This is a genomic window from Stenotrophomonas sp. 99219_Sma, assembly GCF_056480785.1.
The window spans coordinates 2814002-2827425 of the sequence record NZ_CM151117.1 but is presented as its reverse complement, the minus strand read 5'-3'; the positions used below and the strand labels follow the sequence as shown (position 1 = coordinate 2827425).

The 13424-nt window shown below is 66.5% G+C and carries 14 protein-coding genes; 12 read left to right on the top strand and 2 right to left on the bottom strand.

Going from position 1 to position 13424, the window contains the following annotated elements; translation table 11 throughout:
* Nucleotides 1-37 precede the first annotated feature (37 nt).
* A complete protein-coding gene (gene ppsA, locus ACZK13_RS12970; RefSeq protein WP_154263887.1) occupies nucleotides 38-2416 on the bottom strand; it encodes a phosphoenolpyruvate synthase in 2379 nt (792 codons plus the stop codon).
* A 145-nt stretch (nucleotides 2417-2561) separates the two neighbouring features.
* On the opposite strand from ppsA, the gene ppsR reads away from it, so the two are divergent.
* From ppsR to ACZK13_RS12945, 5 genes are all read left to right on the top strand, one after another.
* Complete coding sequence (gene ppsR, locus ACZK13_RS12965) at nucleotides 2562-3383, top strand: posphoenolpyruvate synthetase regulatory kinase/phosphorylase PpsR (protein WP_006452040.1); 822 nt, start codon at nucleotides 2562-2564, stop codon at nucleotides 3381-3383.
* Between the two features lie 148 nt (nucleotides 3384-3531).
* A complete protein-coding gene (locus ACZK13_RS12960; protein WP_049398213.1) occupies nucleotides 3532-4041 on the top strand; it encodes a DUF1249 domain-containing protein in 510 nt (169 codons plus the stop codon).
* Nucleotides 4042-4083: 42 nt separating this feature from the next.
* Nucleotides 4084-4572, top strand: a complete 489-nt coding sequence (locus tag ACZK13_RS12955; protein ID WP_049462146.1) for an NUDIX hydrolase — start codon at nucleotides 4084-4086, stop codon at nucleotides 4570-4572.
* A gap of 125 nt (nucleotides 4573-4697) precedes the next feature.
* Nucleotides 4698-5327 (top strand): DUF2239 family protein, encoded by a 630-nt coding sequence (locus ACZK13_RS12950; protein WP_253145325.1) that lies wholly within the window; start codon nucleotides 4698-4700, stop codon nucleotides 5325-5327.
* 118 nt (nucleotides 5328-5445) lie between these two features.
* Nucleotides 5446-6810: an MATE family efflux transporter gene (locus ACZK13_RS12945; protein ID WP_125893946.1), complete on the top strand. Its 1365-nt coding sequence runs from the start codon at nucleotides 5446-5448 to the stop codon at nucleotides 6808-6810.
* Nucleotides 6811-7355: 545 nt separating this feature from the next.
* Here ACZK13_RS12945 and ACZK13_RS12940 read toward each other — a convergent pair.
* Nucleotides 7356-8006 (bottom strand): class I SAM-dependent methyltransferase, encoded by a 651-nt coding sequence (locus ACZK13_RS12940; RefSeq protein ID WP_253145322.1) that lies wholly within the window; start codon nucleotides 8004-8006, stop codon nucleotides 7356-7358.
* Between the two features lie 344 nt (nucleotides 8007-8350).
* On the opposite strand from ACZK13_RS12940, the gene ACZK13_RS12935 reads away from it, so the two are divergent.
* From ACZK13_RS12935 to ACZK13_RS12905, 7 genes are all read left to right on the top strand, one after another.
* Nucleotides 8351-8965: a CDP-alcohol phosphatidyltransferase family protein gene (locus tag ACZK13_RS12935; RefSeq protein WP_032130352.1), complete on the top strand. Its 615-nt coding sequence runs from the start codon at nucleotides 8351-8353 to the stop codon at nucleotides 8963-8965.
* A 22-nt stretch (nucleotides 8966-8987) separates the two neighbouring features.
* Entirely contained in the window at nucleotides 8988-10064 is a 1077-nt protein-coding gene (gene phaE / locus ACZK13_RS12930) for a class III poly(R)-hydroxyalkanoic acid synthase subunit PhaE (protein WP_125895986.1), read from the top strand.
* Nucleotides 10061-11128, top strand: a complete 1068-nt coding sequence (gene phaC, locus ACZK13_RS12925) for a class III poly(R)-hydroxyalkanoic acid synthase subunit PhaC (RefSeq protein ID WP_478481759.1) — start codon at nucleotides 10061-10063, stop codon at nucleotides 11126-11128. The genes phaE and phaC overlap by 4 nt, the downstream gene beginning before the upstream one ends.
* A 54-nt stretch (nucleotides 11129-11182) precedes the next feature.
* Nucleotides 11183-11554, top strand: a complete 372-nt coding sequence (locus ACZK13_RS12920) for a YfeK family protein (RefSeq protein ID WP_071229599.1) — start codon at nucleotides 11183-11185, stop codon at nucleotides 11552-11554.
* A gap of 65 nt (nucleotides 11555-11619) precedes the next feature.
* Nucleotides 11620-11823, top strand: coding sequence for a PspC domain-containing protein (locus ACZK13_RS12915; RefSeq protein WP_006374017.1), 204 nt, complete (start codon nucleotides 11620-11622; stop codon nucleotides 11821-11823).
* A 44-nt stretch (nucleotides 11824-11867) separates the two neighbouring features.
* Nucleotides 11868-12272 (top strand): hypothetical protein, encoded by a 405-nt coding sequence (locus ACZK13_RS12910; RefSeq protein ID WP_428993093.1) that lies wholly within the window; start codon nucleotides 11868-11870, stop codon nucleotides 12270-12272.
* 756 nt (nucleotides 12273-13028) lie between these two features.
* Nucleotides 13029-13244, top strand: coding sequence for a hypothetical protein (locus ACZK13_RS12905; protein WP_005410085.1), 216 nt, complete (start codon nucleotides 13029-13031; stop codon nucleotides 13242-13244).
* The last annotated feature ends 180 nt before the right edge of the window (nucleotides 13245-13424 follow it).

The window sequence follows — 13424 nt, the reverse complement described above, 5'->3', positions numbered from 1 at the left end:
CCGACGCCGATGAACACGACGTCAGCCCATCACGGCATCAGCCGTTGGCCTTCAGCTTGGCCAGGCGCAGCCAGGTATCGACCACGGTGTCCGGGTTCAGCGACACCGACTCGATGCCTTCCTGCATCAGCCACTCGGCCAGATCCGGGTGATCGGACGGGCCCTGGCCGCAGATGCCGACGTACTTGCCCTTGGCACGTGCAGACTTGATCGCCATCGACAGCAGCTTCTTCACTGCCGGGTTACGTTCGTCGAACAGGTGCGCGACGATCGACGAATCGCGGTCCAGGCCCAGGCTGAGCTGGGTCAGGTCGTTGGAGCCGATCGAGAAGCCGTCGAAGATCTCCAGGAACTCATCGGCGAGCAGTGCGTTGGACGGCACTTCGCACATCATGATGATCTTCAGGCCGTTCTCGCCCTGCTTCAGGCCGTTCTGTTCCAGCACCTCGATGACCTTGCGGCCTTCTTCCAGGGTGCGCACGAACGGAATCATGACCCACAGGTTGTCCAGGCCCATTTCGTTGCGCACGCGCAGCACGGCCTTGCACTCCAGCGCGAAGGCGGCCGAGAAGCTCGGATCGACGTAACGGCTGGCGCCGCGGAAGCCGATCATCGGGTTCTCTTCGTGCGGCTCGTAGTTGCTGCCGCCGATCAGGTTGGCGTACTCGTTGGACTTGAAGTCCGACAGGCGCACGATCACGGCGTTCGGTGCGACCGAGGCGGTGAGGGTGGCGATGCCTTCGGCCAGGCGATCCACGTAGAAGCTGACCGGATCACCGTAACCGGCGATCTTCTCGTCGATCTTCTTCTTGGTTGCCGCATCCTGGCGGTCGTATTCCAGCAGCGCGTTCGGGTGGATGCCGATGTGGCTGGCGATGATCATTTCCAGACGGGCCAGGCCGATGCCGGCGTTCGGCAGCTGGCCGAAGTCGAAGGCACGTTCCGGGTTGGCCACGTTCATCATGATCTTCAGCGGTGCCGGCGGCATGTTGCCCAGATCGGTGGTGGTGCGCTCGAAGCCCAGCTTGCCTTCGTAGATGAAGCCGGTATCGCCTTCAGCGCAGCTGACGGTGACCAGCTGGCCATCTTCGATCACCTTGGTGGCATTGCCCGAACCGACCACGGCCGGCACGCCCAGCTCGCGCGCGATGATCGCGGCGTGGCAGGTACGGCCACCACGGTTGGTGACGATGGCCGAGGCGCGCTTCATCACCGGCTCCCAATCGGGATCGGTCATGTCGGCGATCAGCACGTCGCCCGGCTGCACGCGGTTCATGTCTTCCAGCGTCTTGACCACGCGGGCCACGCCCGAGCCGATCTTGGCGCCGACGGCACGACCTTCGGCCAGCACATTGCCGCCCTTTTCGGTCAGCGCGAAGCGCTCGATCTGGGTGGCATGGCTGCGCGACTTCACCGTTTCCGGGCGGGCCTGCACGATGAACAGCTTGCCGCTGACACCGTCCTTGGCCCACTCGATGTCCATCGGGCGGCCGTAGTGCTTTTCGATGACCAGCGCCTGCTTGGACAGTTCCTGTACGTCCTCGTCGCTGATCGAGAAGGTGTTGCGCAGTTCGACCGGGGTGTCCTCGATCCTGACGCGCTCACCCGGAACATCCGAATACACCATGCGGATGGCCTTGCTGCCGAGCGAGCGGCGCAGGATCGCCGGCTTGCCGGCCTGCAGGGTGGGCTTGTAGACGTAGTACTCGTCCGGGTTGACCGCGCCCTGCACGACCATTTCGCCCAGGCCGAAGGACGATGTGACGAACACCACGTCGCGGAAGCCGGACTCGGTGTCCAGGGTGAACAGCACGCCGGAGGAACCGACGCCCGAACGCACCATCAGCTGCACGCCGGCGGACAGGAACACGTCCTCATGCTTGAAACCGTGGTGCACGCGATAGGCGATGGCACGGTCGTTGTACAGCGAGGCGAACACTTCCTTGACCTTGTGCACGACGTCGTCGGCACCGGTGACGTTGAGGAAGGTTTCCTGCTGGCCGGCGAAGGAGGCATCCGGCAGATCCTCGGCGGTGGCCGACGAACGCACGGCCACGGCCACGTCGCCGCCGCCATTGTCGGCGCTCAACTGGGCGTAGGCAGTGCGGATGTCCTGGTCCAGCTGCGGCTGCAGCGGGGCATCGATCACCCAGGTGCGGATTTCCTTGCCCGCTGCGGTCAGCGCGTTGACGTCCTCGACGTCCAGCGTGGCCAGCTTGTCGAAGATGCGCTTGGACAGATCGTTGTGCGCGATGAAGTCCTTGAAGGCTTCAGCGGTGGTGGCATAACCGCCCGGCACCGAAACGCCCAGACCGGCCAGGTTGCCGATCATCTCGCCCAGCGACGAATTCTTGCCGCCTACGCGGGCCAGATCGGCCAGACGCAGTTCGTGCAACCACAGGATGTTCTCGTTCAAGCGCGATGCTCCGTTTGGCCATCGCCCGAGGCGGGCTGGAATGGCCGCGTCCGTAGGAAGAAGCCGATATGATGCCGGGCAGAGTACCGTCGGCACAAGCTTGTGCTGGCGGCCTTTTTAGGCTTCGTAGGGGGTAAAAGCGCGCATGTCGACCATCCGTCCGGTGTTCTACGTTTCCGATGGAACCGGTATCACCGCTGAAACCATTGGGCATAGCCTGCTTACCCAGTTCTCCGGGTTCAGCTTCATTACCGACCGCATGTCGTTTGTCGACGACCCCGAAAAAGCGCGTGAAGCCTGTGCCCGGATCCAGGCGGCAGGGGAGCGGTACCAGGTCCGGCCGATCGTGGTGAACTCCTGCGTGGACCAGAGCCTGAGCCTGATCCTGGCCGACAGCGGGGCGTTGATGCTGGATGTGTTCGCGCCGTTCATCGAGCCGCTGGAGCGTGAACTGGCCAGCCCGCGCCTGGCCCGGGTCGGCCAGGCGCACGGCATGGTGGATTTCGACACCTACCACCGCCGCATCAACGCGATGAACTTCGCCCTGACCCATGACGATGGCATCGCGGTGAACTACGACGATGCCGACGTGATCCTGGTGGCGGTGTCACGCGCCGGCAAGACGCCCACCTGCATCTACCTGGCCCTGCATTACGGGGTGCGCGCGGCCAATTACCCGCTGACCGACGAAGACCTGGAAAGCGACCGCCTGCCGCCGCGCCTGCGCAACTACCGGCGCAAGCTGTTCGGCCTGACCATCGACCCGGACCGGCTGCAGCAGATCCGCCAGGAGCGCCGCCCGAACTCGCGCTACGCAAACCTGGACACCTGCAAGCGCGAGGTGGCTGCGGCCGAGGTGATGTTCCAGATGGAGCGGATCCCGACCCTGAGCACCACCCATACCTCGATCGAGGAGATTTCCAGCAAGGTGCTGGCTACGCTGGGGCTGCAGCGCGAGCTGTATTGATCCTCGTCTGGTAGAGCCGGCCGCTGGCCGGCTGGTGGATGAACCCTCGGCCGCGATGCAGAGCTGCCGGCCAGCGGCCGGCACTACCCAGGGGTTGGCTTGCACGTGCGCGCCCCCACGTTGAAGCACCAACGTGTAGGATCGACCCATGGCCCGAGCCTTGCCCCGCACCGAACGCATTCCCCGCCTGAGCCGGCTGAGCTGGCTCATGGGCCTGTACGCGGAAAACTACCGCCATCTGGTGCGTCTGTTCGAACCGGCCGGACTGGTGGCGGGCAGCTACATTTCCTCGATCGGCGACGGCCTGGATGTCCGCCTGGACGTGATCGAGTGCCACCGCTACACGGTGGAACTGCGCCTGACCTACGACCTGGCCGACCCGGTCACCGGTGAGCCGGATCCGTCGGCCTATGTGCGTCTGTACCGTGACGCGCGCCAGGCCGAGACCACCCATTGCTACGTAGGCCGCCGCTGGCAGGACACGATGGGCCTGTATCCGCCGCCGGCGGAGCTGATCAGCCACCGCATGCGGATGAACACCTTCCTCGGCAAGTGGCTGGAGTACCTGGCCGAGCGCGGCCACGGCGTGGCCACCCTGCGCCGCGATCCCGACGGTGCTGGCACACCTGCCGAGCGCCGCCTGTCGCTGGTGCGCTGATCGGCCATAATCCACGGCTGACCTGCCGCTGGATGCTGCCCCATGCCGTACACCCCGATCGTCGCCACCCTGGGCTATGTGCTGTCGCCTGATCGTCGCCAGGTGCTGATGATCCACCGCAATACCCGTCCCGGTGACCACCACCTGGGCAAGTACAACGGCCTGGGCGGCAAGATCGAAGCGGACGAGGATGTGGCGGCCAGCATGCGCCGCGAGATCGCCGAGGAAGCCGGCATCGACTGCACCGGCATGCGCCTGCGCGGCACCATCAGCTGGCCAGGCTTCGGCAAGCACGGCGAGGATTGGCTGGGTTTCGTGTTCGTCATCGATGGATTCGAGGGCACCCCGCACGGCGGCAACCACGAAGGCACGCTGGAGTGGGTGGACCTGGACAAGTTGGACACCCTGCCGATGTGGGAGGGCGACCGCAACTTCCTGCCGCTGGTGTTCGACGCCGACCCGCGCCCGTTCCACGGCGTGATGCCGTACAAGGACGGGCGCATGGTGAGCTGGTCCTTCAGCCGCCTGTGAGCCGGGAAATCGGGTAGCTGCCAACCTTTGGTCGGCACGCTCTTCTGGCAAATTAATACCCGGGCAATATTGACGGGAGAGAATTACCCGGGCAATATTCGCGCATCGCCTCTGATGCCGTTGCCATGCCTGCGTCCCGACTTCCTCCCTTCAGTTGTTTCGACGGCCATCGCCTGGTCGCTTCCGGTACGCCGGAAGTGGCCGCGCTGGCGCTGAAGCAACTGCGTGTCGACAACGCTGCCGGTCCGCTGCTGGTGTTCGACAACGCCACCGGCCGCACCCGTGATTTCGATACGCGTGGCAGCGACGCAGAACTCCTGGCGCGGGTAAACGAAGCGTTTCCCGCCGCCGTGGGGACGGATGCCGACGTCACTGCCGAAGAGGCGCCCGCAACCCCACGTGGCCGTGGCCGCCCCAAGCTGGGTGTGGTCGCCCGAGAAGTGACCTTGCTGCCGCGCCATTGGGCGTGGCTGGCCGAGCAGCCTGGCGGTGCCTCGGTGGTGCTGCGCAAGCTGGTGGAGGCGGCCAGCCGTGCCGGTGCTGACAAGGACCGCCAGCGTCGTGACAGCGAGCGTGCCTATCACTTCCTGCAGACCATCGCCGGTGACCTGCCGGGTTTCGAGGAGGCGATCCGTGTCCTGTTCGCGCATGACCGCGCGGGCCTGGAAGCGGCGTTGCGGAGTTGGCCCGCGGATGTGTGCGCCCACGCTCTGCGCCTGGCCTTCGACGATCCTGCGGACCACGCCGACGGCTGAGCCATCGCGCCGTTGCTGAGCGACGGCCCCACCTGACCGCGGGTCCAGGCCCGCTTCCCCTGTGCGTGCTTTGCTGGCGGAAACGCCGGGCAGGGCGGCGCCTTGCCCAGAGAACCCCATGAGCCCCCCTGTACATCCGATACCTCCGGCAGCACCCCCGCTGTGGCGCACCTATCTGACCCTGCTGCTGCCGATGCTGCTGACCAATGCGCTGCAGCTGGCCGCAGGCACGCTGGACAACATTTACCTCGGCCATCTGCTCGGCACACAGGCAGTGGCTGCAGCGGCTGCGTTCTTTCCGGTCTTCTTCCTGCTGTTGGCCCTGGTAATGGGCCTGGCGACCGGTGCGATGGTGCTGATCGGCCAGGCCTGGGGTGCGGGCCGCCCGCAGCAGGCACGCGCCGTGGCTGGCAGCGCGGTGGCGCTGATCCTGCTGCTGTCGGTGCTGGTGATGGCTGTGGGCGGCGGCTTCGCGCCACAACTGCTGGCGGCGTTGGGCACGCCGGCAGCGGTCCTCAGTGAGTCCATTGTCTACGCACGCGTGCTGTTGCTGACGGCACCGGTGTTCTTCCTGCTGTGGCTGGCCACTGCGGTGAGCCGCGCGGTGGGCGATGCGAAGACACCGCTGCATGCGCTGCTGCTGGCAACGGTGGTCGGCCTGCTGTGCACGCCGCTGCTGATCCTCGGCTGGGCCGGCCTGCCGCAGCTGGGTTCGGCCAGTGCGGCAGTCTCGGCGGCGTTTGCCTCGCTGCTGGCCCTGGCCTGGCTTATGTGGCGGTGGCAGAGGATGGAGCACCCGTTGGCGCCGGGACGTGAGCTGCTGCGTGCCATCCGTTTCGATGGCGTGCTCATCCGCGCGATGCTGCGCATCGGCGTACCGTCATCGCTGCAGATGCTCAGCCTGGCCATTGCCGAAATCGTGTTGCTGGGCTGGATCAACCGCTACGGCTACACGGCCACGGCCGCCTACGGTGCGGTCAACCAGTTGATGAGCTGGGTGCAACTGCCTGCGATGTCGCTGGGGATCACCGCCACCATCCTCGCGGCGCATGCGATGGGCGCGGGGCGTACGGCACGGCTGCCCGCCATCGCTCGCACCGGTGTGCTGCTTGGGCTGGCGATGCTGAGCGTGGTGGTGCTGCTGGTGATGGCGCTGGCGCCCTGGCTGACCGGGCTGATTCTGGCGGCCGCAGAGGTGCGCGAATTGGCCGCATCGCAGCTGCGCACGGTGGTATGGGGCGTGCTGGCGATGGGAGGCAGCGCGGTGCTGGTCGGAGTGATGCGAGGCAGTGGCACGGTTTTGCTGCCAGCGTTGCTGGGCATGGCAGCGGTACTGCTGCTGGAGCTGCCGTTGGCGATGTGGTTGCAGGCGCGGCATGGTCTGGCCGGGCTGTGGTGGGCGTGGCCACTGGGGCTGCTGGCGATGCTGGTGATGCAGGTGTTCTGCTTCGCGCATTGGCGGCGGCGGGTGCAGGCTGGGTAGTGCCGGCCGCTGGCCGGCAACGCGGAACGGTCCGGGCAGCCGGCCTGCGGCCGGCTCTACCACGCGGTCGGATCACAGTCTTGCGGCGGCTGCGGTGGGTTGGCCACTGGTGATGCAGGTGTTCTGTTTCGCTCGCTGGCGCCGGGTGCGGGCTGGGTAGTGCCGGCCGCTGGCCGGCAACGCGGAACGGTCCGGGCAGCCGGCCTGCGGCCGGCTCTACCACGCGGTCGGATCACAGTCGTTGCGGCGGCTGCGGTGGGTCGGCCACTGGTGATGCAGGTGTTCTGTGTTGCTCGCTGGCGGCGGGTACAGGCTGGGTAGTGCCGGCCGCTGGCCGGCAACGCGGAACGGTCCGGGCAGCCGGCCAGCGGCCGGCTCTACCACGCGTTCGGATCACAGTCGTTGCGGCGGCTGCGGTGGGTCGGCCACTGGTGATGCAGGTGTTCTGTGTTGCTCGCTGGCGGCGGGTACAGGCTGGGTAGTGCCGGCCGCTGGCCGGCAATCCGGAATGCCGCGGCAGCCGGCCAGCGGCCGGCTCTACCACTTCAGCGCCGCTGTGCCAGCAGCAGATGGAAGTGCTTTTCGCGGATCTGGCCGTCATTACCGGCTGCAGATTCCCGGTGGCTGCGCCAGGCCGAGACGCGGAAGCCCGATACCCGCAGCGCCAGCTCCACCGCGTCCAGCTCATGCAGTTGGAAGTCGGCAGCAAATGGCAGGCTGCGCATGAAGCTGGCGTCGCCAAAGGCCAGGCACAGGCGGCCGCCCCGGCGCAGCACCCGCGCCAGCTCGTCCAGCACCGGCGCCAGGTTCGGCCAGAAGTACAGGGTGTTGACCGCCAGCGCGGCATCCATCGCGGCATCGGCGACCGGCAGCGCATGAGCGTCGCCGTGTCGCATCGCGGCACGCTCGGCCAACCCGGCGTTAGCCAGGCGTTGGTTGCCGGCCTCGACCATGGCGGTGGACAGCTCAATACCCAGATAGTGGCTGTCGGTGGCCTGCAGCATCAGCGGCGCGAAGGCCGCATTGCCGGGGCCGATCTCCAGGACCCGTTCGCCAGTACCGACGGCCAGCAGCCCGATCGCGGCCAGGTTGAGTGCGCCGTTGCTGCGGTTCATCGAGTCAGCCACCGCCAGCGCGGCCTCGCCATGGGGCTGCCGCAGCTGTGCGGCCAGAGTGGGAGCATCCAGCATCATCATCGTCCGTTGCAGAGTTTCGGACGTGGCGGCGGCGGGTCCGCCGGTGACCATAGCGCCGACCTTGTGGCTTGGGAAGTAGGGAAACCCCGCTTCGGGGTGATGAGGAAATGTCCAGCGTCGCAGTCGGTGAGATCTGGTTGTCCACAGGGGGTGTGGATTACGCGTGGGCAACTTTGTGGATAAGCCGCGACAGGCGCCACCCCCCTAGGCTGTCAAGATGGGTGGCGAAAAATTCACCGCCGGTGAGGACAGGTGAGGGAGCGGTGAAGGCTGGGGCCTGCCAGCGCTGTCGCCAGTGGCGGCGCTCGCGGTAACCTGTGGGCCTTGATGCTCCGTGAGACCCCATGAAACGTCACTTCTCGATGCTGCGCGAATTCCAGCTGGCCGACTGGTTCACCCTGGCCAATGCTTTCTGCGGCACCGGTGCGGTCTTTGCCGCAATGCGCTTCCTGCAGGACGGCGAGCGCGGCTACCTGCTGTTCGGCATGGCGTTGATCCCGCTGGCTTTCATTTTCGACGCCCTCGACGGGCGCATCGCGCGCTGGCGCAAGTCCAGCTCCACCCTGGGCCGCGAGCTGGACTCGCTGTCCGACGTGATCTCCTTCGGTGTGGCCCCGGCGGCGCTGGCCTACGCCTGCGGCATGCAGGGCGGCTGGGACTGGCTGGTGCTGAGCTATTTCGTCTGCTGCGGCGTCAGCCGCCTGGCGCGCTACAACGTCACCGCCGAGGCGCTGGCCGGCGACGAGGGCAAGGTCGCGTATTTCGAGGGCACCCCGATCCCGACCAGCCTGGTGCTGGTGATCGTGCTGGCGATCGCCGCCGGTACCGATGCCATCGGCCAGAACATCTGGTTCGGCCAGTGGCAGATCGGCCCGTGGCAGCTGCACCCGATGGTGCTGTTGTTCGCCCTGTCCGGGTCGCTGATGATCAGCAAGACCCTGCGTATCCCCAAGCCATGAGCCAGCCCTGCGGAGGCCTGCGATGACCAGCTCGGCCCACGACGCCGGCAGCAGTGATTTCGAAACCCTGGCCCGGCAGTACTTCAGCGCCTGGGGCGATGCCCTGCGCCATGCGAGCACGCCCGGCGCACCGGCTGGTGACGATCCCGGCAGCTGGCAGCGGTTGTTCGACTGGTGGGGCCAGCTGTTGCCCGAGCAGGGGCAGGGCGCGCCGGAAGATGCCGTGCGCCGCTTCCGCGAACAGGCGGGCAGCTGGTACGGCACCATGCAGGAAGTGGCCGCGCGTTTCGCCGGCCGCGACGCCAGCAGTGCCGATGTGGCACAAGCCTGGCGCGAGGCGGTGCAGGGGCAGGGCGACGGCATGCTGCAGTGGATGCTGCAGGGCGCCCGTGGCAGCACCCACGCTGGCGCCGCTGTACCGGAGTTTGCCGCCTGGCTGCAGCAGTTCCAGCTGCAGGCCGGTCCGTGGCTGCAGAGCCCGGCGTTCGGGCCCGGCCGCGAGCACCAGGCGCGCTGGCAGGCGCTGCTGCGGGCGCAGGAGGAATACCAGCAGCATTCGCGCGCCTATGTCGATCAGATCAAGCAGGCGCTGGACGAGGCCTTCGCGCTGTTCGAGCAGCGCCTGGCCGAGCACGAGCAGCCGGGCAGCCAGTTGACCAGCGCCCGCGCGATGTTCGACCTGTGGATTGAAGTGGCCGAGGAGGCCTACGCCAAGGTCGCCATGTCCGAACCGTTCCAGCAGGTGTATGCCGCGCTGGGCAACGCTCAGATGCGCCTGCGCGCCGGCCTGCAGCACGAGGTGGAACAGATGAGTGAACGGATCGGCCTGCCGACCCGCAGTGAGATGGACGCCGCGCACCGCCGCATCGCTGAGCTGGAGCGCAGCCTGCGCCGCCTGCAGGCACAGGTGGTGGCCATGGCCGGTACGGGCGAGGTCGATCCGGTGGCACAGCCGGCGCCGGCGAAGGTGAAGCCGGTCGCGCGCAAGGCCGCGAAGAAGGCCGCGCCGGCAAAGAAGGCGGCTGCGAAAAAGGCGCCTGCGAAGAAGGCTGCACCAAAGGCAGCGCCCCGTACTTCCACGCGGACGCGTGACCGATGAAAGGACCGCTGGGCTTCAACGCCGATGACCTGATGCAGGAAACCCTGGCCATGCAGCGCAAGCTGATGGAAGGGCTGAAGCTGCTGCCGCAGGTGGAAGACGTGGACTATGGCGTCACCGCCCGCGAGGAAGTCTGGCGCGACGGCAAGGTGGTGCTGTACCGCTTCGTCGGCGAACAGGCACCGACCCGGCGCACGCCGTTGCTGATCGTCTACGCGCTGGTCAACCGGCCGTACATGGTCGACCTGCAGGCCGATCGCTCACTGGTGCAGAAGCTGCTGGCGCTGGGGCAGGACGTCTACGTGCTGGACTGGGGTTACCCGGATCGCTCGGAGCGCTTCCAGACCCTGGAGGACTATCTGCTGCGCTACATCGATGGCGCGGTCGATGCGCTGCGCGCGCGCAGTGGTGGACCGGTCGACCTGCTCGGCATCTGCCAGGGCGGCGTGTTCGCGCTGTGCTACGCCGCGCTGCGCCGGCAGAAGCTGGGCAAGCTGATCACCATGGTCACCCCGGTCGATTTCCACACCGCCGACAACATGCTCTCGCACTGGGCGCGGCAGGTGGATGTGGACCTGTTGGTTGACACGCTGGGCAACATCCCGGCCGACCTGATGAATGCCAGTTACCTGATGCTCAAGCCGTTCCGCCTGAACGTGCAGAAGTACGTCGGCCTGCTAGACATCCTCGATGACAAGGCGGCGCTGGAGGATTTCCTGCGCATGGAGAAGTGGATCTTCGATTCACCGGACCTGGCGGGCGAGGCGTTCCGCGACTTCATCAAGCAGTTCTACCAGGGCAACGGGCTGATGAACGGCACGGTAAGGATCGGCGAGGAAGCAGTGGACCTGTCGCAGGTGACGCTGCCGGTGCTGAACATCTACGCCGAGCAGGATCATCTGGTGCCGCCGGACGCCTCGCGCGCGATGCGCGGGCGCCTGGGCACGGACGACTACACCGAGTCCAGTTTCCGTGGCGGCCATATCGGCATCTACGTGTCCGGTCGCGCGCAGCGCGAAGTGCCGGCCACGATCGATGGCTGGTTGAAGGCGCGCGACGTGTAAGGCTTGCTTCGCTTTTGTAGAGTCGAGCTTGCTCGACTGCCTTGGAGAATAATGATGTCGCAACGGTTCACGCTGCTGCTTGCCACGCTGCTGCTGGCAGCACCTGTTGCCCACGCCGCACCCAGTACGGATGCACGCCGGGAGATCGCCCAGCTGATCTCCAGCCTGGACGGCTCCCAGTGCCGGTTCCAGCGCAATGGCAGCTGGTACGACGGCAGCGATGCGCGGTCGCACCTGCAGCGCAAGTACGATTACCTGCTGAAGAAGAACATGGTGGACAGCGCCGAGCAGTTCATCGAGCGCGCCGCCAGCCAGAGCAGCATGAGCGGCAAGCCCTATCGCATCCAGTGCCCGGGGCAGCCTGAACAGACTGCAGCCGCCTGGTTCGGCGCCCGCCTGCAGGCCCTGCGCCACCGCACGCCGTAGACATAGGGGCGGTGTAGAGTCGAGCCATGTTCGACTGCTTTTTCCCGTAGCCCAGGAGAACCGCCATGAACACCACGCCGCGCACGCTGTCGCGTTCATTGAACGACCGCATGATCGCCGGCGTGATGGGCGGCATCGCCCATCGCTTCGGCTGGAATCCCACGTTGGTGCGGATCGTGTTCGTGCTGGTCTCGATCGGTTCGGCGGCCTTCCCTGGCATCCTGGTCTACCTGATCCTGTGGCTGCTGATTCCCAACGAGGCCGATTGAAGACTCCCGTGACGCCCCGGCCGGTCTGGCTGCGCGCGCTGCAGGTGCTGGGCGCGGTGTGGACGTCCCCCAATTCACTGCTCGGCCTGATCGGTGGACTGGCCGGCATGCTTGGCGGGGCGACGCTGCGCTGGAGCGGCCGTGACAGCGCGTTGGTGTTCGATCGCTGGCCGTGGGGGCCGGGTGGGGCGATCACCCTGGGCAATGTGATCCTGCACACCGGGCATGACCTGGGCATTTCCTGCCGCACCTATGCGCACCAGGCGGGGTGGGGCGTGGAGCCGCTGATCCGGCTGGATGACCACGAACGCGCGCACGTGTACCAATACATGGTGCTGGGGCCGCTGTACCTGCCGGTGTACCTGCTGTGTGGCGGGGTGAGTGCGCGCAACCCGTTCGAGCGCGCGGCCGATCATTTCGCCCGGTTCGGGCGTGGCTGGTGGCCGTAGGTTCCAGCCAACGGCGCAGCCCCTCGTGGCTTGGTCGCGGAATACGTTTCATGTGATTGGGCCGGGCGGGGTGGGTTCGCGGGACACGCCGTAAACCCGTCCCTGGGGGCTCGATGGCGCCATCCATGGCGCCAACGGTCCCGCGAACCCACCCCACCCGGCCTCTGACAGTTTCCGTGCGCGTCCAGCCACGGAGAAGAAAAAGAACAGCAGAAGCGGGTCGCGCGCTGCGCTTGCTCGCGAGCCGAGCCTGCGGTCGGCTTCGCGGACTGGTCTGAAAGCAGCCGAGCGTGGGCTCGGCTCTACAAAAAGCGGCCAGCCAGGCTGCTTTTGCTTTTGATCTTCTTTTTTCTTCTCCGTGGGTGGTAGACGCAGCAGAAATCTGTCAACGGCCGGGTGGGTGGGGCTGGCGGGGTATCCGCGGCATGGATGCCGCGGCTAAGCCCCCAGGGACGGGTTCACGGCGTCCCCGCCAGCCCCACCCACCCGGGCAGCCCACAGGAAACCGGCTTTCCGCGATCATCCCAAACCACCCACGAGGGGCTGCGCCGTTGGCTGGAAACCCCCGATTCGTTAGTCGGAAGTTAAAGATCCGTAAGCATTCTGCTGCGATCCCGCAGTCATCTGCATGCAACCGATCGTCATTAGCCTTCGTGACGTTCCAGTCAGGTTCGACGCGGTAAGCTCTCCCTCGATGAGCTCGCAGCATCGCTCATCGAGTGCAGTACGCAGTAGCAATTTGGAGGAATACATCACATGGCAATCGTTCTTTATGTCGGTGGTAGCAAGGATGGCGAGAAGGGCGTGGTGCCCTACGGCTTCAGCAAATCCCGCGCCGACACCGCGCTGGGGCCGGAGTTCTACACGGAGCGGTTCATGGAACTGCAGGGTGTCGGCAAGGTCCGCCTGATGGCCCTGGAAGGCATGCGTGACGAGATCGTCATGCAGCGCGCCGCCCGCCACTACCGCTGACCTCCGCAACACGCGGCAGGGCGCGCCCACCATCGCGCGCCCGCGCCGGCATCCCAGCCCAGGGCCAGTCCGAGCCCTCTTTTCGCCAGGATGCCGGCGTCCACTCCGGCCTCACCGCTGAACCTCGCCCCCTGTCAATGCCTTGTCCGGCTCCGTCGTGGATTGCCAGAATGGGGTCTT